25 protein-coding genes are annotated in these 23,564 nt (G+C 71.4%); 13 read left to right on the top strand and 12 right to left on the bottom strand.

Annotation, left to right across the window (positions count from 1 at the left end):
* Window positions 1-448 (top strand): hypothetical protein (locus VHW64_RS10955; protein ID WP_329650588.1); only part of this gene is annotated, 448 nt, incomplete at its 5' end.
* Between the two features lie 12 nt (window positions 449-460).
* Here VHW64_RS10955 and VHW64_RS10950 read toward each other — a convergent pair.
* From VHW64_RS10950 to VHW64_RS10940, 3 genes are all read right to left on the bottom strand, one after another.
* The gene (locus VHW64_RS10950) at window positions 461-805 is read right to left on the bottom strand and encodes a hypothetical protein (RefSeq protein ID WP_329650587.1); all 345 of its coding nucleotides are present in this window, start codon (window positions 803-805) and stop codon (window positions 461-463) included.
* Between the two features lie 65 nt (window positions 806-870).
* Window positions 871-1,305 carry a hypothetical protein gene (locus VHW64_RS10945; protein WP_329650586.1) on the bottom strand — a complete coding sequence of 145 codons (435 nt, stop codon included), beginning with the start codon at window positions 1,303-1,305 and terminating at the stop codon, window positions 871-873.
* A 71-nt stretch (window positions 1,306-1,376) separates the two neighbouring features.
* Window positions 1,377-2,537: a site-specific integrase gene (locus VHW64_RS10940; protein WP_329650585.1), complete on the bottom strand. Its 1,161-nt coding sequence runs from the start codon at window positions 2,535-2,537 to the stop codon at window positions 1,377-1,379.
* 1,032 nt (window positions 2,538-3,569) lie between these two features.
* Here VHW64_RS10940 and VHW64_RS10935 point away from each other — a divergent pair.
* The 3 genes from VHW64_RS10935 (at window position 3,570) to VHW64_RS10925 (ending at window position 6,631) form a co-directional block, all read left to right on the top strand.
* Entirely contained in the window at window positions 3,570-3,812 is a 243-nt protein-coding gene (locus VHW64_RS10935; RefSeq protein ID WP_329650584.1) for a hypothetical protein, read from the top strand.
* A 1,261-nt stretch (window positions 3,813-5,073) separates the two neighbouring features.
* Window positions 5,074-5,775 (top strand): NADPH-dependent F420 reductase, encoded by a 702-nt coding sequence (locus VHW64_RS10930; RefSeq protein ID WP_329650583.1) that lies wholly within the window; start codon window positions 5,074-5,076, stop codon window positions 5,773-5,775.
* 418 nt (window positions 5,776-6,193) lie between these two features.
* The gene (locus VHW64_RS10925; RefSeq protein WP_329650582.1) at window positions 6,194-6,631 is read left to right on the top strand and encodes a GNAT family N-acetyltransferase; all 438 of its coding nucleotides are present in this window, start codon (window positions 6,194-6,196) and stop codon (window positions 6,629-6,631) included.
* Window positions 6,632-6,666: 35 nt separating this feature from the next.
* Here VHW64_RS10925 and VHW64_RS10920 read toward each other — a convergent pair whose 3' ends face one another.
* Window positions 6,667-7,764, bottom strand: a complete 1,098-nt coding sequence (locus VHW64_RS10920) for a potassium channel family protein (RefSeq protein WP_329650581.1) — start codon at window positions 7,762-7,764, stop codon at window positions 6,667-6,669.
* A gap of 23 nt (window positions 7,765-7,787) precedes the next feature.
* Complete coding sequence (locus tag VHW64_RS10915; RefSeq protein WP_329650580.1) at window positions 7,788-8,729, bottom strand: YihY/virulence factor BrkB family protein; 942 nt, start codon at window positions 8,727-8,729, stop codon at window positions 7,788-7,790.
* 18 nt (window positions 8,730-8,747) lie between these two features.
* Here VHW64_RS10915 and VHW64_RS10910 point away from each other — a divergent pair, with 18 nt between their 5' ends.
* The gene (locus VHW64_RS10910; protein WP_329650579.1) at window positions 8,748-10,409 is read left to right on the top strand and encodes an acyl-CoA dehydrogenase family protein; all 1,662 of its coding nucleotides are present in this window, start codon (window positions 8,748-8,750) and stop codon (window positions 10,407-10,409) included.
* A gap of 46 nt (window positions 10,410-10,455) precedes the next feature.
* Here the strand turns inward: VHW64_RS10910 and VHW64_RS10905 are convergent, their stop codons facing one another.
* Window positions 10,456-11,916, bottom strand: a complete 1,461-nt coding sequence (locus tag VHW64_RS10905; protein ID WP_329650578.1) for a glycine hydroxymethyltransferase — start codon at window positions 11,914-11,916, stop codon at window positions 10,456-10,458.
* A gap of 75 nt (window positions 11,917-11,991) precedes the next feature.
* Between VHW64_RS10905 and VHW64_RS10900 the strand changes: the two genes are divergently transcribed.
* From VHW64_RS10900 to VHW64_RS10865, 8 genes are all read left to right on the top strand, one after another.
* Window positions 11,992-12,771 (top strand): isocitrate lyase/phosphoenolpyruvate mutase family protein, encoded by a 780-nt coding sequence (locus tag VHW64_RS10900; RefSeq protein ID WP_329650577.1) that lies wholly within the window; start codon window positions 11,992-11,994, stop codon window positions 12,769-12,771.
* A gap of 80 nt (window positions 12,772-12,851) precedes the next feature.
* The gene (locus tag VHW64_RS10895) at window positions 12,852-13,637 is read left to right on the top strand and encodes a heavy metal-binding domain-containing protein (protein ID WP_329650576.1); all 786 of its coding nucleotides are present in this window, start codon (window positions 12,852-12,854) and stop codon (window positions 13,635-13,637) included.
* 16 nt (window positions 13,638-13,653) lie between these two features.
* Window positions 13,654-14,055, top strand: a complete 402-nt coding sequence (locus VHW64_RS10890) for a hypothetical protein (protein ID WP_329650575.1) — start codon at window positions 13,654-13,656, stop codon at window positions 14,053-14,055.
* Between the two features lie 275 nt (window positions 14,056-14,330).
* Window positions 14,331-16,064: a nitrite/sulfite reductase gene (locus VHW64_RS10885; RefSeq protein WP_329650574.1), complete on the top strand. Its 1,734-nt coding sequence runs from the start codon at window positions 14,331-14,333 to the stop codon at window positions 16,062-16,064.
* Window positions 16,061-16,243: a hypothetical protein gene (locus VHW64_RS10880; protein ID WP_329650573.1), complete on the top strand. Its 183-nt coding sequence runs from the start codon at window positions 16,061-16,063 to the stop codon at window positions 16,241-16,243. Before VHW64_RS10885 ends, VHW64_RS10880 begins: the two co-directional genes overlap by 4 nt.
* A complete protein-coding gene (locus VHW64_RS10875; protein ID WP_329650572.1) occupies window positions 16,240-16,986 on the top strand; it encodes a phosphoadenylyl-sulfate reductase in 747 nt (248 codons plus the stop codon). The genes VHW64_RS10880 and VHW64_RS10875 overlap by 4 nt, the downstream gene beginning before the upstream one ends.
* A gap of 100 nt (window positions 16,987-17,086) precedes the next feature.
* The gene (locus tag VHW64_RS10870; protein WP_329650571.1) at window positions 17,087-17,830 is read left to right on the top strand and encodes a sirohydrochlorin chelatase; all 744 of its coding nucleotides are present in this window, start codon (window positions 17,087-17,089) and stop codon (window positions 17,828-17,830) included.
* Window positions 17,831-17,922: 92 nt separating this feature from the next.
* A complete protein-coding gene (locus tag VHW64_RS10865) occupies window positions 17,923-19,110 on the top strand; it encodes a hypothetical protein (protein WP_329650570.1) in 1,188 nt (395 codons plus the stop codon).
* 41 nt (window positions 19,111-19,151) lie between these two features.
* On the opposite strand, the gene VHW64_RS10860 is transcribed toward VHW64_RS10865, so the two are convergent.
* The 6 genes from VHW64_RS10860 to recA form a co-directional block, all read right to left on the bottom strand.
* Entirely contained in the window at window positions 19,152-19,544 is a 393-nt protein-coding gene (locus VHW64_RS10860) for a DUF3037 domain-containing protein (RefSeq protein WP_329650569.1), read from the bottom strand.
* Complete coding sequence (locus VHW64_RS10855) at window positions 19,541-20,302, bottom strand: HipA family kinase (RefSeq protein WP_329650568.1); 762 nt, start codon at window positions 20,300-20,302, stop codon at window positions 19,541-19,543. The genes VHW64_RS10860 and VHW64_RS10855 overlap by 4 nt, the downstream gene beginning before the upstream one ends.
* Window positions 20,299-21,141 carry a PPK2 family polyphosphate kinase gene (locus tag VHW64_RS10850; RefSeq protein ID WP_329650567.1) on the bottom strand — a complete coding sequence of 281 codons (843 nt, stop codon included), beginning with the start codon at window positions 21,139-21,141 and terminating at the stop codon, window positions 20,299-20,301. The genes VHW64_RS10855 and VHW64_RS10850 overlap by 4 nt, the downstream gene beginning before the upstream one ends.
* The gene (locus tag VHW64_RS10845; protein WP_329650589.1) at window positions 21,138-21,596 is read right to left on the bottom strand and encodes a phosphoribosyltransferase; all 459 of its coding nucleotides are present in this window, start codon (window positions 21,594-21,596) and stop codon (window positions 21,138-21,140) included. Before VHW64_RS10845 ends, VHW64_RS10850 begins: the two co-directional genes overlap by 4 nt.
* Before the next feature lie 101 nt (window positions 21,597-21,697).
* Complete coding sequence (locus tag VHW64_RS10840; protein WP_329650566.1) at window positions 21,698-22,348, bottom strand: regulatory protein RecX; 651 nt, start codon at window positions 22,346-22,348, stop codon at window positions 21,698-21,700.
* Window positions 22,338-23,393 (bottom strand): recombinase RecA, encoded by a 1,056-nt coding sequence (gene recA, locus VHW64_RS10835; protein ID WP_329650565.1) that lies wholly within the window; start codon window positions 23,391-23,393, stop codon window positions 22,338-22,340. Before recA ends, VHW64_RS10840 begins: the two co-directional genes overlap by 11 nt.
* Window positions 23,394-23,564 lie beyond the last annotated feature (171 nt).

Raw genomic sequence — 23,564 nt, 5'->3', positions numbered from 1 at the left:
CTGGCGTTGGCAGGACAATGTTCCGCCTCCCGCGGTTCAGAGGCAGGCGGCCTGGGGATACCGCGTCGGCTTCGGCGGCCATGGTGAGTACGGCGTGCTCGGTGCCACCTTCGAGCCCCACGACTACCCGTACCTCCGAGTGGCAGTTGGAGCCACTCAACGAACCCGTTCCCGAGCCCCTAAGCCCTTCGATCGCGCGCGCGTAGGGCTTCCTCACGAGTACGTCGGCGGGGTGCTCGCGGGCGCCCTCCAGGAGCCCGATCGCGTTGGTCCCGGAACGCTGACATTCCGGTGGGCAGCAGTTCACGAGGTCGACAGTTCCTGGGAAGTGTTCCGAGTCCTGGCGATTGGCGTGGTTCGACTACTGAGCCTTCCGCTCGACGGCAACATCTCAGATGACTTGCTGCCGTACTTCGGTGGCGAGAAACCGCTCGCGCCCGGCAAATAGCGCTGGCCCAACTCAGTCGCCGATCCAAACCATCGTGGATTTCGGTAACGCTGCACAGGTCTCGGCCATGGCCTTGAGTCGGAGTAGGCCTCGCCGTTCGGGTCCTGGCTTCGCCGCCGGAAGCGCCAGTTCGATGTCGGCAAGCAGCAACCTCATGCGATCGGGCCGCATTTCGGTTGCCGCGTACGGATCGACCTTGCCCAAGGTGCCGAGGCGCAGGTCGCTGATGTGGCCGGCGTATGACTCGTCGAAGAACCGGTCGAAGTCCCCCGCCGCGTCGAAACGGCCGCCCGAGGGGTCTGGCATCCCTCGCATCACCCGGCCTTCGCCGTCACGAAGTTCTACGTACATTGGCACGTACTCAGGCTGCACTACATCGTGTCCGCGCGCATGTCTTGACTGGCGATGGCGCTCCGGTCGCGTCAGAGGTCGTACCTGCCGAGCGCGTCATCGATCTCGGCGTCAGTTGCGCGCCAGGGACGACGCGTCTCAACCAGTTTGATGAGGCCGAGGAGAGCAACTGGATCCTCTGCAACGAACCGTGAACCCCTCGCCGTCGCAGCGAAGCCGTCATCGTGGTGCTCGACCGCGAAGCCGAGCTTCTCCAGGGCGAGGATGGCTGGCACGACGGTATTGCCAGCCTGAGCGAGGTCGAGGCCCTCCGTCCTGAACAGGAGTGATGGGAGGGTTATCCCGGCCGCTGGGCAGCCACCCGCCGGGCACTCGACGTCGGGATCACCCTGATGCTCGAACTCATAGTGGAAGCAGACGTAGTGCATCCGCTCGAAGACCTCATATTGCTCGGCGGATGCGACCACAGGCTCCCCGCAACGACGACACACGGGCGGATTCGACATGGGCCTCAGGGTAGATCCGCCAACGGCCCTCAGGCTCACTCATTTCGTGACGCATCAGTCGTCTGCCGCCGCTACCGCGCCTTCACGTCAACGAGTGCGGACAGTCGTCTCGCGATCTCCGCATCCCGATCCTCAGCTGCGTGCTGGTAGCGCATGGCCGCACCAGGCGTGGAATGACCGAGGCGGCCCATGAGCTCCGCGAGGGTGGCGCCGGTCTGCGCGGCGAGGACCGCTCCGGTGTGGCGGAGGTCGTGCCAACGCAGGTCCTCGCGGCCAGCGGCCTTCCGAGCCGGGTAGTAGACCTTGTAGAGCGTCGACGGTGCCATGTGGGCGTTGCTGTCGGCCGCGGCCGGGAAGAGCAAGGCGTCCTTGCCCTTGCCGGTGTGGTTCTTGAGGTGCGCCTTCACGACGGGGAGCAGGTGCGGCGGGATGGCCACGTCGCGGACGCCGGCGTCGGACTTCGGCGAGCCGACGAAGAAGCCGCCGCCGACACGGACCACGCCGCGAGTGATCGAGACCCGGTTGGTGCGCAGGTCGATGTCTCCGCGGCGCAGCTCGGCCAGCTCGCCGAAGCGCATCGCGCACCAGGCGGCGAGAAGCGCCATCAGCTTGTAGCGATCGGGCAACGCCTCGACGATCGTCTCCAGTTCCTGGAGCGACGCGGGTCGGACCTTGTGCGCTCGCTTGACGTTGCCGGCGCCGCGGATGTGCGCCGGGTTGTACGGGATTAGGGGCTTGGGACGCGCCGAGGCCGCTGAACCGAGGATGGTGCGGAGCAGGCTGTATGCCTGCGACCGGATCGTCTCCTTGCCGGGCGCCAGGGCGTCGTACCAGTGGGTGACGTCGTCGGCGGTGATCCGGTCGAGCCGCTCGTCGCCGAAGGTCGGGTAGATGTAGGTGTCGAGGAGCATCCGGTACTGCTGCCGCGTAGTCGGGCGCAGCTCGCGGCCGCGGGTCTTGCGGCCCTGGAGCCACTGGTCTCCGTACGCCCTCATCGTCGGCACCGCGAGGCGGGAGGCGCCGCGGGCGGCCGCGTCGGGCGCCCAGACCTCCATCTGGATCTCCGCACGTCGGTTGGCCAGCCAGGCGACGGCATCCTCCTTGGCGTCGAAGGTCGTCGGCGCCCGGTAGAGCCGACCGTCCGGACCCGTGTACGCCGCGCGGTAGCGGCCGGACTCGCGCCGCTCGATCCGCCCGAAGCCACGGCGGGCGATAGAAGGTTCCCGAGCCATCTTTTGTTCCTCCAGTGTCGCCCTTTGGGGAACATACGGGGAACATAGACGTCAGAACGTGTCCGAAGATGTCGACGTCTGGCAGGCGTCTGAAGATCCCGTAAGTGCCCTCTGACCTGCGAGTTTACGCCAAATCCAGTGTCGCCAGCGAGACCGCGAGGGCCCGGCTCTGAAAGGTTCAAACCCAGTATCGCCCACCAGCAACATCCGGCCCCCGAGCATCGAACATCGGACGCGCGCGGCCGGGGACGAGGCCGGGGCGTTCCACGCTCTCCGACTCGGTCGTCCGCCTGACGGCGGGTCAGAGCCCGGCGTGGAGCGGACGACCCGAGTGCAGCGGCCCGGCCCAAGTCGTCAGGACCGCGTGGCGAGCGCCACCGGTCGGTGGTCCTTGATCCAGTCCCCGACCAGCATCGCGCCCGTGACCACCGCGAAGCCGAGCATCACCCACATGAATGCGTTCATCTTCAGTCTCCCCATCGACTGTTTGGCTTTGGGGCCCCGCTGGCTGCCCCCCAGTAGCCAGCGGGGCCGGTCCCCCGTTGGGTTAAGAATCACTCAACTCATGGACTCTTCCCAAGGAATTTCGGGAAATTGCCAGCGGGCTGGCACATCTGTCGCCATACTTGTGTCAACGGGTCCTTAAATCCCCCCTTCGGATCCGGCTGCCGCTACCCCCCCAACAGCGGCGCGAGTGACCCCCGACGCCTCGGCGATCGGGGGTTCTCACATTTCCGGGCTGGGAACCGGGCGGCCCACCTGATCACAGGTGTGCTCTTGTGCACCATAAGCCTCAGCCTTAACCTCAGACTCGCCGCGCTCTCCCACGTGGCACTCGCTCGAGCCGTGATCCGGGTATACCCCCGTTGCCTGACTCGCATGCTCCAGCGACAGCGCTCCGCGACCGCCCAGTGCGGTCGCGGAGCGCCTGCTCCGGGGCGCGGGACTCGCCGTTCGCCACCTCGAGCCCTGTCCAGCCCGGCTATGGCCCCTGTCTAGCCACGGACACCGGCGAGCCCTAGCGTGGGCAAGGTGCCGATCGACTGGACGAGGCTCGACGCACGGGAGACGGGCTTCGACGCAGCAGTGGCTCGCCTCGAGGCCGAGACGATCCGTCGTGTCAACCGAGAGATGCGCGGCCAGGACGCCGCCCGCGTTCACTCGGTGCTGATGTCCAGGCTGCGCGGCAGACTGCCCGGGGTGCCCCACAACCCGCAGCACGTGCAGCGGGTCGCCCAGGCCATCTCGCGCGGCACCCTCCCCGACACCGAGTGAGCGGGCTGCACCACGGTCAAGGGCGGCGCGGTCACCCATGAACACCGGATCGGGACGACGTCACCCGGCGGGGTGACGACGTACAGGCGTCCCCGGGGGCACGCTGGGGGTCGGCTGTCGTGCGGCACGCCGGCGAAGCATCTCCGGACCCCCGCCGGAGGTCAGCGCCCCACGGCACCCCATGCGCCGTGGGGCGCTTCGCGTCGCCGCGTGCAGGCGGGTTCCCGACAACTGGGGATGTCGCTCGAGGGGCGGGGCACGTAGCCTCGAGCTGGCCTCGTCAAGAGGCCCGCACCCGTCGGTGACCCCATGCTCCGACGGGTGCCGCCAAGCTCGAAAGCACACACCTGACGCCCGCCGGTCTTGGAGAGCCGGCGGGCGTCAGGTTCGTCCGGACTCAACCGGTCGGGTCTGGGAGCGAGCAGGCCGCGCCGCTACCCTGGCCGTGTTCCTCGGTTCTAGGGCGAGGAACGTGCGCCCCGCGGCAGCCCCATGACGCCGTGGGGCGCACTCATGTCTCAACGACCGAGGTCGCGCCGGGCTACGACGCCGGCCCGCGACACCTCGGGCCCCGGGCCAGGACGAGGGTGAGGGGTGGCCGTCAGGGACTCCCCCCGAGTCCGGACCGGCCACCCCTCGTTGGGCCCGACACGGGGAGTCGAGCCCATCTTCCGGCCGGGCACACGCACCCGGACCGGCCTGCGGGGGCCCCCTTGTGTGCCGCACGCCGACGTCGTCGGCGCGCACACGAGACCCCCCGTGAGTACCAACGACCGACGGTGCCCGATGTGACGCGCGTTCAGCACCAGTCTTCGTTGCCAATCGGCCTCGGAGCGGCAGCATCTCTGGCCGGGGGTCCGTTTCGGTGCCGATCCGGCAGCCGATTTGTCCCTTCGAGCCGGGAAGTGACCTCTCGGCGGCGTCACAACCGAGGTAAAGCGGTGTCTCTCCAGTGGCGTCCCGACCCATGCCGGGCGCCACCCCGCGGCGCCGGCACAGGCCTGCGTCGCGGGGGCCCCGGTCTCGGCGGCCCGGCGCCGTACCTCAGTCGGGTGACGACAACCCGGCAGCGTGGCCGACAGACTGGACACGCGGCCGCTGGGCACGTCCACCTCGACGCAGCGTCCGTCCCGGGACCCGTGCCGGGGAACGCGCCTCGCCACTCGGACCGAGCGGGGCGCGTTCACATTCTCCGGCTGGGGTCGCCACGAGGACCCCGACCGCTGCGGAATTCGCGCCGCACGGGTCCGGTTGGGACGGCATGAGGACCATCGGGCTCATCGGAAGCGGAAATATCGGCAGTACCGTCGCGCGGCTCGCGGTCGACGCCGGCCACGACGTCGTGCTGAGCAACAGTCGAGGTCCCGAGACCCTGGCCGACCTGGTCGCCCACCTCGGACCGCGCGCCCGAGCCGCGACACCCGACGAGGCCGCGAGGGCCGGCGACCTGGTCGTCGTGACGGTCCCGCTCGCAGCGGTCGACCGGGTGCCCGCTGCCCCGCTCGCGGGCAAGGTCGTCATCGACACCTGCAACTACTACCCGCAGCGGGACGGACAGGTCACCGAGCTCGACGACGAGTCGACCACCACCAGCGAGCTCGTCCAGCGTCACCTGGAGCAGAGCCGGGTGGTCAAGGGGTTCAACAACATCTCCTACGTGCAGCTGCGCGAGCTGGCCCGGCCGTCGGGCAGCCCGGACCGCTCGGTGCTGGCGATCGCCGGCGACGACGCGGACGCCAAGGCCGAGGTGACGTCGTTCCTCGACAGCATCGGGTACGACGCGTACGACGCCGGGCCACTGGCCGAGGGCTGGCGCTACCAGCGCGACACCGCGGCGTACGCCGGCCTCTACAACGGCGACACCACCGGGACCTGGCCGCCGCCCCCGGGCAGCGGAGTCGCGATCACCCCCGAGGTGATGCGGGAGAAGCTGGCCGCGGCGGAGCGCTACCGCGACATGTGAAGACGGACTGACGACGACATGTCGACTGGTGCCCGGGATCGCCGCCCGGCCGGCTCTGGGCAGGCTCAGTCGCCGACCGCCTTGATGCCGCGCGAGACGACGAGACGACCCGGCGTACGAGACGGACCTCGGCGCCTCTGATGTGCGCCGCCTGCCCGCTCCCCCGGGCTACGCGGCCAGGCGTCGAACGGATCACCGAGATCGCGGCCGGCCGCGGCCGAGGCGTGCTGGACGAGCACCCGGGGGCGCTCATGGTGCCCGGTCAGCCGCGGTCAGCGGCGGCAGCAGGCCGGGGCCGGACGTCACCGCCCGATCCTCGGGCATCCGGGTGAACGCCCGGTGTCGCGAGCGGGCGGCGACGATCTCGGCGCCCGACCCGGCTTCGGGCCCGCCCGGCGACGTACGGCAGAGTTGTCCGGTGACCACCGCTCCGTACCGCCTCAGCGAGGCTCACGACGAGCTCGACATGGACCGCGTCTTCGCCTGGCTCAGCGGCGAGTCGTACTGGGCGAAGGGACGGCCCCGCGAGATCGTCGAGCGCTCGTTCGCCGCGTCGGCGGTCTGCGGGATCTACGCCGGCCCCGACGGGCAGGTGGCGGTGGCTCGGCTGGTCTCCGACGGCGCGACGTTCGCGTGGTACTGCGACGTCTACGTCGACCCGGCCCATCGTGGCCACGGGCTCGGGAGCGCCCTCACCCGGTGGGCGGTGCGGTGGGCCGAGGAGCGCGACGTCCACCGGATCCTGCTGGGGACCCGCGACGCCCACGAGGTCTATGCCCGCGCGGGCTTCGCTCCGCTGCCGCGTCCGGAGATCTTCATGCAGATCGACCGGCGTCCGCAGCGACTGCCGGACTGACTCCGCGGAGCCGGTCGGCGGAGCTCGGTCGCCGGTCAGGTCTCGTCGAGGTCGGTCTCCTCGCCGTGCGTGCCCGGTCGGGGCGCCCACGGCAGCTCCTTGGCGGGGCGTACGACGATCAGCCGGTCGCCGCGGGCCAGCTGGGTGACCGTGGGGTCGAAGTACCGGTAGACCGTCTCGTCGCGCACGACCGCGATCACCTGGTCCGGCAGCGTCTGCGGCTGCTGGCCGACCTCGGAGACGAGCAGGTCGCGCTCGGCCACCTCGAGGCCCTCGCCGTAGGTCAGCAGGTCCTCCATCACGGTGCCCAGCGTCGGCGAGAGCGACGAGAGGCCCAGCAGCCGCCCCACGGCGTCGGAGGAGGTGATCACCGAGTTGGCTCCGGACTGCTTCATCAGCGGTGCGTTCTCGTGCTCCCGCACGGCCGCGACGATGTAGGCGCCCGCGTTGAGCTGGCGCACGGTCAGCGTCGACAAGACGTTGGAGTCGTCGCGGTCGGTGGTGATGATGACCTGGGTGGCGCGCTCGACACCGGCGCGCTGGAGCACTCCGCTGCGGGTCGCGTCGCCGGTGACCACGGCGAGGCCGTCGGCATGGGCGTCGGAGACTGCCGCTCCACCCTTGTCGACGACCACGATGTCCTCGCGCGAGATGCCGTTGTTCACCAGGGTCTCCGCCGCGCTGCGCCCCTTGGTGCCGTAGCCGACGATCACGACGTGGTCGCTCATGTGTCTCCTCCAACGGGCGATGCGCAGCATGCGACGGCCCTGGGCGGCCGCGACCTCGAGCGTGGTCCCGATCAACAGGACCAGGAAGGCGATGCGCAGCGGGGTGATGACGAACGCGCTGATCAACCGCGAGTGCTCGGCCACCGGCGCGATGTCGCCGTACCCGGTCGTGCTCAGCGTGACGGTCGTGTAGTAGATCGAGTCGGCCAGGTTGATCTTCCCGGTCGGGTCGTTGCTGTCGACGTAGCCGTTCCTGTCGAGGTAGACCAGCAGGACGGTGACGGCGATGATCCCGACGCCGAGCGCCACGCGCTGCGCAAGCGCCCGCCAGATGGTGTTGCCGCGGTCGGGGAGCACGACGAACCCGTGACGGGACTGCTCGTGACGCTCCTGGTCGTCGGGCACGGGCAGACCCTAGTGCACCTGCGCTAGCCAACGACCTGGGCCGACCCCTCCGGGAAGACGGTGTCGACGGCGGCGTTCAGGGCGGCCCCGACCAGCACCGCGATCGACAGGATGTAGAGCCAGAGCAGGACGGCGATCGGGGCGGCGAGCGGACCGTAGATCGAGCGGGAGTCCGACGCCGTCGCGGTCAGGAAGATGCGCAGCGCGAAGCTGCCGAGGATCCACACCCCGAAGGCGAACGCCGCGCCAGGAAGGTTCGTGCGCCAACGGCTCCGGACCGGGATGGAGACGTGGTACAGCGTGGCCAGGAAGCAGATGCAGACGATGACCACCACCGGCCAGTAGAAGCCCATCAGGAAGCCCGCCCGGTGTGGCAGCCACTCACGCACCAGCCGCGGGCCGGCCACGACCAGGGGCAGTGCGACCACGCCGGTGACGATCGCCAGCAGGTAGAGGCCGAAGGACAGCGCGCGGGTCTTGACGATCCCGCGACGACCGCTGAGCCCGTTCATGATCGTGATCGTGTCGACGAAGACGTGCATCGCCCGCGACCCCGACCACAGGGCCAGGACGAACCCCACCGACACCACGTCGAACCGCCCGCCGCGCAGCACGTCGTCGATGGTCGGCTGGATCACCCGGTGGACCGCGCTGTCGGTGAGGAAGCGCGAGGCGAGGTCGAGGATGGCGGTGCGGACGTGGTCGACCTGGCCCGGGCTGAACGACTCGGTGACGTAGCCGATCGCTCCGGTCAGCGCGAAGAGCAGGGGCGGGACCGAGAGCACCGTGAAGAACGCCGCCTCCGCGGCCAGCCCGGTCACCCGGTGTCGCATCGAGGAGGCTACGGACGAGACGACCAGCCGCCAGCCGGTCTCCCGGGTCCGGGCGAGCCACGCGGGCACGGCCAGGACCGCGCCACCTGGGTCGTCGGCGTCCACGGACCGCGACGGCTCGGGACCGGGCATGGTGTCTACCGTAGCCACATGTCGCCGTCCTCCCGGGAAGCCACGAACCAGCCGCCCCCGCTGGTCGGTCACAACGTCGTGGCGAGCGACCGGGCCCTGGTCGAGGCCGTCACCAGGCACGCCGGGAGCGACGTCGTCGACGACCTCCTGGCACTCGGACAGCGCGCCGGCAGCGCCGAGGCCCGCGAGCACGGCCGGCTCGCGAACCGCCACGTGCCCGAGCTCACGCCGTACGACAGGTACGGCAACCGGATCGACGAGGTCGTCTTCCATCCGTCCTGGCACTGGCTGATGGAGCGCGCCGTGGGGTACGGCCTGCACGCGGCGCCATGGGTCGAGCAGGCCGAGGGTGCCACGACCGCACACGTGCGCCGGGCGGCCGGCTTCATGGCCTGGTCACACACCGACCCCGCGCATGGCTGCCCGATCTCGATGACGTACGCCGCCGTGCCCGCGCTGCGGGTCGACCCGGCGCTGGCCGCGCACTGGACTCCCGCACTGGCGGCCACGGCGTACGACCCCGGGCTCCGCCCGCCGTCGGCCAAGCGTGGCGCGCTGGCCGGGATGGGGATGACCGAGAAGCAGGGCGGCTCCGACGTACGGGCCAACCTCACCGACGCGCGGCCCACCGCCGGGGAGGGTGAGTACACCCTGCACGGCCACAAGTGGTTCACCTCGGCCCCGATGAACGACGTCTTCCTGATGCTGGCGCAGGCGCCGGGCGGGCTGACCTGCTTCGTCGTGCCGCGGGTGCTCGCCGACGGGACGCGCAACCGGATCGACATCGTGCGACTCAAGGACAAGCTCGGCAACCGCGCCAACGCCTCGGCCGAGCTGGAGCTCGACGGCACCGTCGGGGCGCGGCTCGGCGAGGAGGGGCGGGGGGTGCGCACGATCCTCGAGATGGTCGCCGCGACCCGCCTCGACTGCGTGCTGGGCTCGACCTCGCTGATGCGGCACACGCTCAACGAGGCGGCCTGGCACGTCGCCCACCGTTCGGCGTTCGGCGGCCTCCTGGCCGACAAGCCGCTGATGTTGAACGTCGTGGCCGACCTCCAGGTGGAGGCCGAGGCGGCCACGGCCCTGGCGATCCGGCTCGCCGCGGCCGTCGACGCGGGCGACGACCCGCGCGAGGCCGCGCTGCGCCGGATCGCGCTGCCGCTGGCGAAGTTCTGGGTCTGCAAGCGGACGCCGGGGTTCGTCGCCGAGGCGCTGGAGTGCCTGGGCGGCAACGGCTACGTCGAGGAGTCGGGGCTCCCCCTGCGCTACCGGGAGGCTCCTTTGAACTCGGTGTGGGAGGGGTCGGGCAACATCAACGCGCTCGACGTACTGCGGGCGCTCGGGCGTGAGCCGGAGGTGCTGGACGCCTGGATCGTCGAGGTGGGGCACGCCCGGGGCGCCGACCGGCGTCTCGACCGCGCCGTGGACGACACCCTCGCCCTGCTCGGCGACACCGGCTCGGCCGAGGTCGGCGCCCGGCGTCTGGCCGGACGGATGGCGGCGTGCCTCCAGGGCGCCCTGCTCGTCAGGTTCGCCCCCGCCGAGGTGGCCGACGCGTTCTGCGGCTCGCGCCTCGGCACGTCGTACGACGGGACGTACGGCGCGCTCACCGCTGGGTCCGCCGACCTGCGCGCCATCGCAGACCGCGCCACCCCCACCCCGTTGAGCGGCGAGTCCTGACCGCTCCGGGTCCGTTGAGTTGGCCCTCCGGGCTCGTTGAGCGAGGTCAGGCCAGGTCGAGTCCGGGGTAGAGCGGGTGCTCGTCGAGCATCTCGGCGCTGGCCGCGTGGATGCGGTCGGCGACGCCGTCCGCGAGGGTGTACGTCGCCTTGGAGGGCGCGCCGGCCGACGTGGTCCCGGGCTGCGTGTTCGACAGCACCTCCACCATGAGCTCGGCGACCCTGTCGAAGTCCTCCGCCCCGAAGCCGCGCGTGGTCAGCGCCGGCGTACCGATCCGCACGCCGGAGGTGTACCACGCCCCGTTGGGGTCGGCGGGCACGGAGTTGCGGTTGGTGACCACGCCCGCGTCGAGCAGGGCGGACTCGGCCTGGCGGCCGGTGATGCCGAACGACGAGACGTCCAGCAGGACGATGTGGTTGTCGGTGCCCCCCGTGACCAGCGTCGCGCCACGCTTCAAGAAGCCTTCCGCGAGCGCCTGCGCGTTGTCGGCGACCGCCTGGGCGTAGGTCCGGAACGACGGCTGCCGGGCCTCGGCCAGCGCCACCGCCTTGGCGGCCATGATGTGCGACAGCGGGCCGCCGAGCACCATCGGGCAGCCGCGGTCGACGTCGGGGGCGAACTCCTCCTGGGCCAGCACCATGCCACCACGCGGTCCGCGCAGCGACTTGTGCGTCGTCGTCGTCACGACGTGCGCGTGCGGGACCGGGTCCTCGTTGCCGGTGAACACCTTGCCCGCCACGAGCCCGGCGAAGTGCGCCATGTCGACCATCAGCGTGGCCCCGACCTCGTCGGCGATCTCGCGCATCTTGGCGAAGTCGACCCGACGGGGGTATGCCGAGTACCCGGCGACGAGCACCAGCGGCCGGAACTCCCGCGCCTTGGCCCGCACGACGTCGTAGTCGAGCAGCCCCGTCGCCGGGTCGGTGCCGTACTGCTGCTGGTGGAACATCTTGCCGCTGATGTTGGGCCGGAAGCCGTGGGTGAGGTGGCCGCCGGCGTCCAGCGACATGCCGAGCAGGCGCTGGTTGCCCAGCTCGCCGCGCAGGGACTCCCAGTCGGCCTCGCTGAGCTCGTTGACGTTCTTGGCGCCGAGCCGGGCGAGCCCGGGGGTCTCGACGTGGTGGGCCAGGATCGACCAGTAGGCCACGAGGTTGGCGTCGATGCCGCTGTGCGGCTGCACATAGGCGTACGGCGCACCGAAGAGCTCGCGAGCATGCTCGGCGGCCACGGCCTCGACGGTGTCGACGTTCTGGCAGCCGGCGTAGAAGCGGTGGCCGATCGTGCCCTCGGCGTACTTGTCGGAGAACCACGTCCCCATCGTCAGCAGCACCGCCGGGGACGCGTAGTTCTCGCTCGCGATCAGCTTCAGCGACGCCCGCTGGTCGGCGAGCTCCTTGCGGGTCGCCTCGGCGATCCGCGGCTCGACGCTCGCGATGACGTCGAGGGCCGCGTCGTAGGCGGCCGAGGCGGTCTTGGCAGTGGTGTCCGGCGTGACGACGTCGCTCATGCGGGCCAATGTAGGACATGGCCGTCCGACGTCGCCTCGGTGGCCGGCGTACGGCAGATGCGCTGGAATGACCCCATGGACAGCACGTTCGCGGGCCTGCACGACGGTCCCCTCCCCCTGCTCCTGCCCAACGCCTGGGACCTCGCCTCGGCGCTCGGGTTCCTCGAGGCCGGGTACCCGGCGATCGGCACCACCAGCCAGGGTGTCGCGTCCAGCCTGGGCAGACCCGACGCCTCTCGGTCCACCCGCGACGCGAACCTCGCCCTCGCCCGCGCCCTGGGCCGGCTCCCGGTCCCGGTCAGCATCGACATCGAGGACGGCTACGACGACGAGCCCGCGGGGGTCGCGTCGTACGCCGCTCAGGTCGCCGCATCGGGCGTCGCGGGGGTCAACCTCGAGGACAGCCGCGACGGCCGCCTGCTCGAGCCCTCGGCCCTGGCGGGCAAGCTCGCGGCGGTCAAGGAGCGGGCACCGCAGCTGTTCGTCAACGCGCGCGTCGACACGTACTGGTTCGGCCAGGAGGACACCGTCGCCGGCACGCTCTCGCGCGCGAGGGCCTACGTCGCGGCCGGGGCGGACTGCGTCTTCGTGCCGGGTCTGAGCGACCCCGACTCGATCCGCGAGATCACCGGAGCCCTGACGGTGCCGGTCAACCTGCTGCCGGTGCCTGGGCTGACCCTCCACGACCTCGCGGGTCTCGGCGTACGACGTGTCAGCACGGGGTCGCTCCCCTATCGCACCGCGCTGGCCGCGGCCGTGGCTACCGCGAACGCCGTGCGCGACGGGCAACCCCTCGCCGACGCCGTGACCTATGCCGACCTCCAGTCACGACTGACCAGATACGTAGGACGCTAGTCGCAGCACCAGGCGCGCCCGAATGGGGAGAGACGCCCTAGGCTCGCGATGCCACCGTCCGGACGAACGAAGGATCTCCCATGAGCGAGCTCACCCCCGACGCCGTCGCCTCCGCCCGGCTCGGCGAGGCCGGCAAGGTGTGGACCTCGGACCTGTCGGTCAGCGAGTTCGCGCTGCTGGACTCCGCCGGCTTCCGCCCGCTGGAGTTCGTGATGGGCAGCTCGGTCTACCACATCGGCTGGCAGCAGCAGAACCTCCGCCAGTCCGTCGAGCTCCAGGTGCTCTCACAGGCGATGTACACCGCGCGGTTCAACGCCATGGGCCGGATGATCGCCGAGGCGGCCCAGGTCGGCGCGGACGGTGTCGTGGGCACCAGGCTGACCTTCCGCCAGCACGGCGTGAGCGCGGAGCACATCGAGTTCATCGCGGTGGGCACCGCGGTGATCAGCAAGGACGACCCCGGCGCGCTACGACGTCCCGACGGCGCGCCGTTCACCAGTCACCTCAACGTCCAGGACTTCTACACACTGCTCAAGACCGGACACACGCCGGTGGAGTTCGTGATGGGCGTGTGCGTCTGGCACGTCGCGGCCCAGGGCTTCATGCAGACCCTGCGGCAGATGGGTCAGAACGTCGAGATGCCGCAGTGGACCCAGGGCTACTACGACGCCCGCGAGACCGCGCTCTCCCGGATGCAGGCCGAGGCGGAGCGGGTGCAGGCCACCGGCATCACCGGGGTGGACTGGAGCGCCAGCGAGTGGATGTGGGGCACCCACACGCTGGAGTTCTTCACGTCCGGGACGGCCGTGCGCCGTACCGGTGAGCCCGACGGGTTCGATCCCGGCTTCGTCCTGCCACTGCGGTGAGCCCTCGGACAGCGCGATGAGCGAGGTACCTCTGCCGGCGGGCTACGTCGACCCGACCGACGCCGCGGCGGTCGCCGAGGTCGTGGCCGCGACCGTGTCGACCGGTGGTCTCGACGCGGTCTCGGACCTGCTCGCCCGGCTGCCCGGCACCCGCGTGACTCCGGAGGTGCGCAAGGGCCTGCTGCGCCCCGCGGCGCCCGCGGCGGTGTGGCTGGGGACCGAGAGCTGCTGGTCGCGCACCGAGCCGCCCACGTTGCTGCACGTCGTCAACGGCGTGGTCCTGCACCGCGAGGAGGTCGAGCCGGGCGAGGCCCCGGGGCTTCTCGGTCGAGTGGTGGTCGACCTGGTACGTCGCACCGGGGCGGTCGGCGACGCGTCCGCCGTCCTCACGGCGGCGCGCGAGCTCGCGGACGGCTGACCTCCCGCCGAGCCCCTCAGGATCTCACATATTGGTCAGTAGTCTCACTCCTCGGGATTTGGGTTTGTGGAACCCCGGTCCACTCACTGAGACTCGTCCCATGCTCACCGTCGCGTACCAGATGCACCTCGTGGCCCGGCGCCATGTGGACCTCGGGCGCACGCGCAGCATGATCTGTTGGCCCCGCTGACCGCGCCCACCACCCCTGCCGACGAGGCCGCGCCCGACGTAGCGCGCAGGCCCCGGCACCGGACCAGTCAAGGACCGACCACCCCATGCCAGACCTCCGCTTCAAGCCATCCCCGGCGACGCACACCGAGATCCCGCGCCCCAAGCGCGGTGAGGGCCAGTGGGCGCTGGGCTACACCGAGCCGCTCAACAAGAACGAGCAGTCCAAGAAGGACGACGACTCGCTCAACGTCCGCGACCGGATCCTGACCATCTACTCCCGGCGCGGCTTCGCCTCGATCGACCCGGCCGACCTGCGCGGCCGCTTCCGCTGGATGGGCCTCTACACCCAGCGCGCCCCCGGCTTCGACGGGGGCAAGACCGCGATGCTCGAGGAGGAGGAGCTCGACGACGAGTACTTCATGCTCCGGGTCCGCTCAGACGGCAAGCTGCTGAGCCACCGAGCCGTGCGCGCCCTGGGCGAGATCGGCGTCGACTTCGCCCGCGACACCGCCGACGTCACCGACCGCGAGAACATCCAGTACCACTGGATCCGGATCGAGGACGTCCCGGAGATCTGGCGGCGGCTCGACGACGCCGGCCTGTCCAGCCTGGAGGCGTGCGGCGACTCTCCGCGACCGTTCCTCGGCTCGCCGGTCGCCGGCGTCGCGGCCGACGAGATCATCGACGGGACCAGCGCCCTCGACGAGATCGCCCGCCGGGCCCTGGGCAACCCGGCGTACTCCAACCTGCCGCGCAAGTTCAAGACGGCGGTGACCGGCCACCCCAGCCACGACGTGGCGCCGGAGATCAACGACGTCGCCTTCGTCGGCACCGTGCACCCCGAGCACGGCCCCGGCTTCGACCTGTGGGTCGGCGGCGGGCTCTCCACCAACCCGATGCTCGCCCAGCCGATGGGCGTGTGGATCCCCCTGGAGGAGGTCGCCGACGCCTGGGAGGGGGTCGTCTCGATCTTCCGCGACTACGGCTACCGCCGGCTGCGCTCCCGGGCCCGGCTGAAGTTCCTGGTGGCCGACTGGGGCGTGGAGAAGTTCCGCGAGGTGCTGGAGAACGAGTACCTCCAGCGCCCCCTGGTCACCTGCCCGTCGCCGCCCTCACCCACCGGTCACCGCGACCACGTGGGTGTGCACGCGCAGCACGACGGCCGGCTCTACGTCGGGATCGCCCCGACGGTGGGCCGCGTGTCGGGGTCGCTGCTGGTGCGGCTCGCCGACCTGCTCGAGCGTTACGGCGTCGACGGCGCCCGGCTCACGCCGTACCAGAAGATCGTGCTGGTCGGGGTGGCGCCCGCCGTCCTCGAGGACCTGCTGACCGACCTCGACGAGATCGGCCTGTCGGCCCGGCCCTCGGCCTGGCGGCAGAACACGATGGCGTGCACCGGCATCGAGTTCTGCAAGCTGGCGATCGTCGACACCAAGAGCCGCGCCCGCGACCTGGTCGCCGAGCTCGAGCGCCGCTTCCCCGACCTCGACGTGCCGATCACGGTCAACGTCAACGGCTGCCCCAACGCCTGTGCCCGCACGCAGGTCGCCGACATCGGCCTGAAGGGTCAGCTCGTGCTGGACGGCGACCGCCAGGTCGAGGGCTTCCAGGTGCACCTGGGTGGGGCGACCGGGCTCAAGGCCGGCTTCGGGCGCAAGCTGCGGGCCCACAAGGTGACCAGCGCCGGCCTCGACGACTACGTCACGACCGTGGTCACCAACTTCCTCTCCGACCGCGCGGACGACGAGTCGTTCGCCGACTGGGTCGTGCGCGCCGAGGAGGACCTGCTGCGCGGTGACCGGGTGCTGGTCGGTCCGGGCCTGGAGGCGGTCTCGTGAGCCACGCGTCCGGCGAGCGCGCCGTCCCGTTCCACTGCCCCTACTGCGGCGACGGCGACCTGTGGCCGGGCGAGGAGGGTCACGGCGCCTGGGAGTGCCACTCGTGCCTGCGTGCCTTCTCGCTGAGGTCGCTGGGGTTGGTCAGGCCACAGCCGGCGGCACCGGAGGCGCCGCGATGACCTCCCCGGCGACGACGCGCGCCTTCAACGCGCGCGGCACCCACACCGAGGGCCGCAGCTCCGAGGAGCTGCGCGAGCTGGTCTCCCACGTCGGCGCCGAGCTGGAGCTGGCGCCGGCCGAGGACATCGTGGAGTGGGCCGTCGCGACGTTCGGCGACCGGTTCTGCGTCACGTCCTCGATGACCGACGCGGTGTTGGCCCACCTCGTCTCCCGAGTCGCGCCCCGTGTCGACGTCCTGTTCCTCGACACCGGGTACCACTTCACCGAGACCCTCGGCACCGCCGACGCGGTAGGCGCCACGATGGACCTGAACCTGATCCCGATCACGCCGGTGCAGTCGGTGGCCGAGCAGGACGCCGAGTACGGGCCCGAGCTGTACCTCCGCGACCCCGACCTGTGCTGCGCCCTGCGGAAGGTCCGCCCGCTGGGCGAGGCACTGCGCGGGTACGACGCCTGGGCCACGGGCCTGCGCCGGGCCGAGACCGCCCATCGCGTGATCGCGCCCGTGGTGGGCTGGGACGCCCGCAAGGGCAAGGTCAAGGTGTCCCCGCTGGCTCGCTGGAGCGACGCCGACGTCGAGCGCTACATCGCCGAGCACGGCGTGCTGGTCAACCCCCTGGTCTACGACGGCTATCCCTCCATCGGCTGCGCCCCGTGCACCCGGCGGGTCGCCCCCGGCGAGGACCAGCGCAGCGGTCGCTGGGCCGGCACCGGCAAGACCGAGTGCGGGATCCACTCATGAGTCCCCACCCCACCCCCACCCCGAGCCCGACCGACACCGCCGTCGGTTGCCCCACGCCGGCGTTGGAGCCGGCGACGAACAACGAGAGGAGGCCGCGCTGATGGCTGCTCCCGCACTGGTGGCCCTGGCTCACGGAAGCCGTGACCCGCGGTCCGCCGCCACGATCAAGGCGCTGATGGAGGAGGTCCGCGGCCTGCGGCCCGACCTCCGGATCGAGACCGCCTTCCTCGACCTGGCCAAGCCGACGCTGAACACCGTCGTCGACAAGCTGGCCCGGGCCAGGTTCGAGGAGGTCGTCGTGGTGCCACTGCTGCTCACCGACGCCTTCCACGCCAAGGTCGACGTCCCGGCCGTGGTCGCCGACGCAGGCACGCGCCACGAGCACGTGACGGTCCGCGCGACGTCCATCCTGGGCCTGGAGGCCTGCTTCCTGGAGGTCCTCGACGTCCGCATGCGCGAGGCGCTCAAGGCCTCGCGCATCCGCGAGCTCGACGCCCTGGTCCTGGCCGCGGCGGGCTCCAGCGACCCGTTGGCCAACCAGGCCGTGGCTCGCCTGGCGCGGCTGTGGGGCAGCCACCACCGCCTGCCGGTCACCGCGGCGTTCGCCTCCGCGGCCCCGCCGGCTACCGGCGAGGCCGTGCGCGCGTTCCGCAAGGAGGGCCGACGGCACATCGCCGTGGCCTCGCTGTTCCTCGCCCCCGGGTTCCTACCCGACCGGGCCAAGGAGCTCGCGCTCGAGGCCGGCGCCGTCGCGGTCGCCGAGCCGCTCGGCGTCCACGAGGCCGTCGCCCGCACGGTCCTGGCCCGGTACGCCGTCGGCGCGGTCGAGCTCGTGCCGGTCTGAGAACGCGGTTCCGCCTCGCCGGGCACCCCAGCTGACATAGCCTCCCGCTGGACCACGACGTCGTCGTCGTGACACGACTGGAGGAGGCTCCCGTGGAGCACGACCAGGAGCTTGCCCGGCTGCACGCCCGCGTCGCCCACTTGGAGGCGCTCGTCGAGCGGCTCACCGCACCACGGTCGGAGTCGCCGCTGACCGCCGACGGGCCGGACGAGGCGAGCGCGGTGAGCCGGCGCCGGATGCTGCGCCGCGGCCTCGGTCTGAGCGCCGCTGCGGTCGCCGGGATCGGTGGCCTGGACGCGCTGGGGTCGCCTGCGGCAGCCGCCGACGGCGACGGCGTGCTGGTGGCCCAGACGGTCTCGCCCACCGATCCGACCAGCCCGCCGACGCGGATCGCCAACCCCTCGTCGACGACGTACTCCGCCGCCCTCTTCCGCGTCGACAACACCATCAGGACCCCGGCCGCCATTCCGATCGACCAGGTGGGGATTGCCGCACTCGTGGACCACCTCGACGAGTTCTCCGACCCGACCACGTCCGCGGCGGTCTATGGCGGCGCCCTGTCGGGCTCGGGTGTGTACGGCAGGTCCGGGAGCGGCGCCGGGGTGTACGGGATGACCTATGAGGGCGACGGGGTCTACGGCAACGGGACGGTGGGTGTCCACGGCTGGGGAGGCATCGGCATCGGCATGAAGGCCGAGGCCACCGAGGGCATCGCCCTGGTCGCCACCAGCGACGGCCAGGGCATCACGTCGACCTCGCAGGGCACGGCCGTCTACGGCTACTCGCACCAGTCCCACGGCGTCGAGGGCATCACCGACGGCGTCAGCTCAGGAGGGCAGGTCGCCGGGGTGTTCGGTGCCTGCGACGACGGGCTCGGCGTCCTCGGCCGCTCCCTGACCGGCACTGCGATCAAGGCGTACAGCGAGTCGGGGACAGGACTCGAGGCGGTCTCCGACTCCTCGACGGCACTGGAGGCGACCGCCACCTCGGGCGTCGCCGTGCACGCCACGTCGACGTCGGGCCCCGCCGTCCATGCGGAGTCGGCGGAGGGTCCTGCGCTCCAGGCGGACGGCGGCATCACCGCGACGTCCGCGGCCGGACTGGGCGCATCCCTCGAGGGTGGGGTCGCGCCGCTGAGGCTCGTGCCCCACGCCACGACCGGACATCCGACGTCCGGGCACCACCAGCGTGGTGAGCTCGTCGTCGACAGTTCCGGCGCCCTCTGGCTGTGCACCAAGCCCGGCTCCCCCGGCAAGTGGAGGGCCGTCGCCTTCGCGTGACCCCCGCGCCGCGCGAGGACCCGGGGTCGAACATCACGGAGTCAGCCGACGAGGCGCTCCAGGAGGTGCTCGAGCTGACGGCCGGGGTCGGTGGTGACCCCGCCATGGACCGGGCCCGGCTGGAGCACCGTGCTGCGGGGCGCCTTGAGGAAGCCGAAGCGGGTGCCGGCGGGCTGACCGGCCGCGGTGCCTGCCGCCTCGTCGCCCGCACACACCGCCCGCACGAAGTCGAGCCCTTCGCAGACGGCGTCGAGGTCGAGCCCGGGCGCGACGGCACTCAGCCGCTCGCGGTCGACGCTCCACGCCGCCTCGAGGTAGCCCGCGGCCTCGCAGTAGAGCACGACGCCGACGTTGAGGAACTCCTCTCGGTCCACGCGCGGGACGCACCGCAGCACGACGTACTGGTACGGCATCCCCCGCGCCGGGCTACTCATGCCGCGGACTCCCCCGGCAGCCAGGCCCGGGTGCCGAGCCTGGCGGAGAGGAACGCGACATACGCCGCCCTCAGCTGGTCGGACGTCTCCGCCCCGGGCACCGGCTCCAGCCAGGCGTCGGGGACCTCCGCCACGCACGCGGCGAGATCGTCGGGGGTCAGGTCGATCGCCGCGTCCACGGCCGGCAGGCCCCCCAGCTGGCCTCGGAACACATGGTCCGCGGCATCCCAGGGCTGGGCGGCGAAGCGAGCCGGGTCGGTCGGGCCACCGCTCCAGGCGTGGTGGAAGTAGAGCGCCGCGCCGTGGTCGATCACCCAGGCGTCGCCATGCCACAGCAGGAGGTTGGGGTTGCGCCAGGTGCGGTCGACGTTGGCCGTGAAGGCGTCGAGCCACAGGATCCGCGCCGCGACGTCCGGCGGCGTGCTCGCCTCAGCCTCGAAGCCGAAGGCCCCGGGCAGGAAGTCGATGCCGAGGTTGAGGCCGGCGCTGGCGTTGATCAGGTCCTGCACCTCCTCGTCCGCCTCGTAGCGGGCGAGCTCCGGGTCGAGGTCGAGCGCCACGAGCCGCGGCGTGCGGAGCCCCAGCCGCGTCGCGAGAGAGCTCACGACGACCTCGGCGACCAGGACCCGGACGCCCTGACCGGCTCCCCGGAACTTGCACACGTAGGTGCCCAGGTCGTCGCCCTCGACGATCCCGGGGAGACTGCCGCCTTCACGCAGCGGTGTCACGTAGCGGGTGACTGCGACGGTGTCGATCACGAGACCGGAGTCTCCTCCAGGAGTCGCTGACGCTGGGCGTCCACGTCGAAGTCCGCGGGTGGCCACTGCGGGTTCAGCGCCCGGAGGTGATCCAGGAGCAGACGCCCGATCACCAGGTTGCGGTACCACTTGCGGTCCGAGGGAACGACGTACCACGGGGCGATCTCGGTGTTCGTGCGCTCCAGCGCGATCTGGTACGTCGTGCGGTACTCGCCCCAGCGCTCCCGCTCGTCGATGTCGCCGGGGTTGAACTTCCAGTACTTCTCGGGGTCTTCCAGCCGGGCCAGCAGCCTCTCCTTCTGCTCGGCAGCCGAGACGTGGAGCATGCACTTGACCAGGACCACCCCGTCGGCGGCAAGCTCGGCCTCGAAGGCGTTGATCTCGTCGTAGCGCCGCTCGACGGTCTCCGGCTCGGCCAGGCCGTGCACCCGCACGATCAGCACGTCCTCGTAGTGGGAGCGGTCGAAGACACCGATGTATCCCGGCTCCGGGAGCGCGTGGCGGATGCGCCACAGGAAGTGGTGGCGACGCTCCTGGTCACTCGGCGCCTTGAAGCTGGTGATCTTCACTCCCTGCGGGTCCATCAGGCCCACGGTGTGTCGCAGGGTGCCGCCCTTGCCCGAGGTGTCCATGCCCTGGAGGACCAGGAGCACCCGGCGGCGCGATCCCGTGCCGCGCTCGGCCCACAGCCGTTCTTGGAGGTCGGACAGCTCGTCGCCGAGGGCGGCAAGGGCGGGTGCGCCCTGCTTCTTGCCGCCGTCGAACCCCGGGGTGTCGTCGGTGGGGATCACGGTGAGATCCACCGGCCCGGCGGGCAGACGGTGCAGGTGTGCGGTCACCTGCCCATCATGGCGGACCGGGACACCGGGCCCTGCCACGACCACGGGAAGTCGATCCACCGCTCGGTCCGGCGCCAGACGTAGTCGGGCTCGACCACCGAAGGCGGCTTGCGGAACAGCACCGCGCTCCGCGCCTCGGCGACGTGCTCCGCACACCACGCCAGTACGGCCTCCAGGGTCAGCCCGGAGTCCGCGACGTCGTCGGCGATCAGGACCCGCTTCCCACGCAGGTCGCCGGCGCCGGTCGCCGGGGAGAGGAACACCGGGGCGTCCAACCGCGTGCCCACGCCGGTGTAGAGCTCGACGTTGACCATCGCGAGGTCCTTCACGTCCAGCGCGTAGGACAAGCCCATCGCCAGCCCCAGACCACCGCGCGCGATCGCCAGGACGGCATTCGGCGCGAACCCGTCGTCGGCGATCGTCTGCCCGAGCTCGCGTACGGCGTCGCCGAACATCTCGTAGCTGAGGACCTCGTGACCGGGGTCGTGCGGGACATCCTGGGGGGCGTCGTGTCGGGAGTCCGAGGGCTGCGTCACCGGCACATCGTGACACGCGCTCACGCGTCGGGGACGTCGCCCTCCGCACCCTCGAGCCCGGCTGCGGCCAGCTCGTCGCGGACCACGGCGAAGGCCATCCCGGCGGGGTACCCCTTGCGCGCGAGCAGACCGGCGAGACGGCGCGTCGCGGTCGTGCTGTCGACCCCGCGCAGCGTCCGCAGCCTCTTGCGGACCAGGAGCCGCGCGGTCTCCTTCTCCTGCTCAGGATCGATGTCGTCGAGTGCGACGCTCGCGGACTCCTGGTCGACCCCCTTGCGACGCAGCTCTTGGGCCAGCGCCCGCCGGGCCAGCCCCCGGCTGCGTTGCCGGCTCTCGACCCAGGAGCGTGCAAACGCCGCGTCGTCGACCAGCCCGACCTCGGTGAACCGGTCGAGCAGGCGCTCCGCCAGGTCGTCCGGCACGGCCTTCTTCCGGAGCTTGGCGCGCAGCTCGCGACGGCTCCGCGCCTGGCCGGTCAAGGCGTCGAGCAGGATCGCGCGGCCGACCGACTCCTGGTCGGCGTCCGGACCCTCGGCCGCGGTATCTGGCGGGGTGTCCGGCCGGGTCCCCCGCGGCGCCGCTGACGGGGGCTCGCCCGCGGACCCACCGGTCCACGCACGCACCCCCGCCTCGACGTCACCCTGCCAGGCGCTCGCCGGCCTAGAAGTCATCGACGCCGATCGGCTCGTCAGACAGGGCGTCGCCCTCGGCGGGCGCGTCCACGGTCGGACCCACGCCGAGCTTCTCCAGGATCCGCTTCTCCAGCTCGTTGGCGAGGTCGGGGTTGTCGGTGAGGAACGCGCGCGCGTTCTCCTTGCCCTGGCCGAGCTGGTCGCCCTCGTAGGTGTACCAGGCACCGGCCTTGCGGACGATGCCCGCCTCGACGCCGACGTCGATCAGGCCGCCCTCGCGGCTGATGCCCTTGCCGTACATGATGTCGAACTCGGCCTGCTTGAAGGGCGGGGCCACCTTGTTCTTGACGACCTTGACCCGGGTGCGGTTGCCGACCATGTCGGTGCCGTCCTTGAGGGTCTCGATCCGACGCACGTCGAGCCGCACCGAGGAGTAGAACTTCAGGGCGCGGCCACCTGTGGTCGTCTCGGGCGAGCCGAACATGACGCCGATCTTCTCGCGGAGCTGGTTGATGAAGATCGCGGTCGTGTTGGAGTTGTTGAGCGCGCCGGTCATCTTCCGCAGCGCCTGGCTCATCAACCGGGCCTGGAGGCCGACGTGGCTGTCACCCATCTCGCCCTCGATCTCGGCGCGCGGCACCAGCGCGGCCACCGAGTCGATGACCACCAGGTCCAGGGCACCGGAGCGCACCAGCATGTCGGCGATCTCCAGCGCCTGCTCGCCGGAGTCGGGCTGGCTGACCAGCAGGGCGTCGGTGTCGACGCCGAGGTTCTTGGCGTAGTCGGGGTCGAGCGCGTGCTCGGCGTCGATGAAGGCCACGATGCCGCCGGCGCGCTGGGCGCTGGCCACGGCGTGCAGAGCGACCGTGGTCTTGCCCGAGGACTCCGGACCGTAGATCTCCACCACGCGGCCGCGCGGCAGGCCGCCGAGGCCCAGCGCCACGTCGAGGGCGATCGAGCCGGTCGGGATCACCTCCAGGGGCGCCCGTGTCTCGTCGCCCAGGCGCATCACCGAGCCCTTGCCGAACTGCTTCTCGATCTGCGCGAGCGCCACGTTGAGCGCCTGGTCGCGGTCTCCAGCCATCTGCGTCCATCCTCTTCCGGGACCCCTGGCCCCGACTCGGTGCTGCCTCGTAGCAGCCATCAGTGCGGTCTTCGTCGTCGCGCGAGACGCTAGACCCGGCCGCCGACAGCCCGCTCGCGGCACGCGCGGACCTGTGGAGAGCCGTGGATCGAGCTCGGTTGCAGACACCAT

It is taken from the genome of Nocardioides sp. (assembly GCF_036267815.1).
Classification (GTDB): domain Bacteria; phylum Actinomycetota; class Actinomycetes; order Propionibacteriales; family Nocardioidaceae; genus Nocardioides.
Note: the sequence above shows the minus strand (reverse complement) of the source record. Positions and strands in the feature narration are given on the sequence as shown.

What these genes read in the sequence shown, in the direction of transcription:
- VHW64_RS10945 (WP_329650586.1), bottom strand. Translation starts at nt 1,305, where the DNA reads ATGTCGAATCCGCCCGTGTGTCGTCGTTGCGGGGAGCCTGTGGTCGCA.
- VHW64_RS10940 (WP_329650585.1), bottom strand. Translation starts at nt 2,537, where the DNA reads ATGGCTCGGGAACCTTCTATCGCCCGCCGTGGCTTCGGGCGGATCGAG.
- VHW64_RS10930 (WP_329650583.1), top strand. Translation starts at nt 5,074, where the DNA reads ATGAGGACCATCGGGCTCATCGGAAGCGGAAATATCGGCAGTACCGTC.
- VHW64_RS10915 (WP_329650580.1), bottom strand. Translation starts at nt 8,729, where the DNA reads ATGCCCGGTCCCGAGCCGTCGCGGTCCGTGGACGCCGACGACCCAGGT.
- VHW64_RS10910 (WP_329650579.1), top strand. Translation starts at nt 8,748, where the DNA reads ATGTCGCCGTCCTCCCGGGAAGCCACGAACCAGCCGCCCCCGCTGGTC.
- VHW64_RS10905 (WP_329650578.1), bottom strand. Translation starts at nt 11,916, where the DNA reads ATGAGCGACGTCGTCACGCCGGACACCACTGCCAAGACCGCCTCGGCC.
- VHW64_RS10900 (WP_329650577.1), top strand. Translation starts at nt 11,992, where the DNA reads ATGGACAGCACGTTCGCGGGCCTGCACGACGGTCCCCTCCCCCTGCTC.
- VHW64_RS10895 (WP_329650576.1), top strand. Translation starts at nt 12,852, where the DNA reads ATGAGCGAGCTCACCCCCGACGCCGTCGCCTCCGCCCGGCTCGGCGAG.
- VHW64_RS10890 (WP_329650575.1), top strand. Translation starts at nt 13,654, where the DNA reads ATGAGCGAGGTACCTCTGCCGGCGGGCTACGTCGACCCGACCGACGCC.
- VHW64_RS10885 (WP_329650574.1), top strand. Translation starts at nt 14,331, where the DNA reads ATGCCAGACCTCCGCTTCAAGCCATCCCCGGCGACGCACACCGAGATC.
- VHW64_RS10875 (WP_329650572.1), top strand. Translation starts at nt 16,240, where the DNA reads ATGACCTCCCCGGCGACGACGCGCGCCTTCAACGCGCGCGGCACCCAC.
- VHW64_RS10870 (WP_329650571.1), top strand. Translation starts at nt 17,087, where the DNA reads ATGGCTGCTCCCGCACTGGTGGCCCTGGCTCACGGAAGCCGTGACCCG.
- VHW64_RS10860 (WP_329650569.1), bottom strand. Translation starts at nt 19,544, where the DNA reads ATGAGTAGCCCGGCGCGGGGGATGCCGTACCAGTACGTCGTGCTGCGG.
- VHW64_RS10845 (WP_329650589.1), bottom strand. Translation starts at nt 21,596, where the DNA reads ATGTTCGGCGACGCCGTACGCGAGCTCGGGCAGACGATCGCCGACGAC.
- VHW64_RS10840 (WP_329650566.1), bottom strand. Translation starts at nt 22,348, where the DNA reads ATGACTTCTAGGCCGGCGAGCGCCTGGCAGGGTGACGTCGAGGCGGGG.
- recA (WP_329650565.1), bottom strand. Translation starts at nt 23,393, where the DNA reads ATGGCTGGAGACCGCGACCAGGCGCTCAACGTGGCGCTCGCGCAGATC.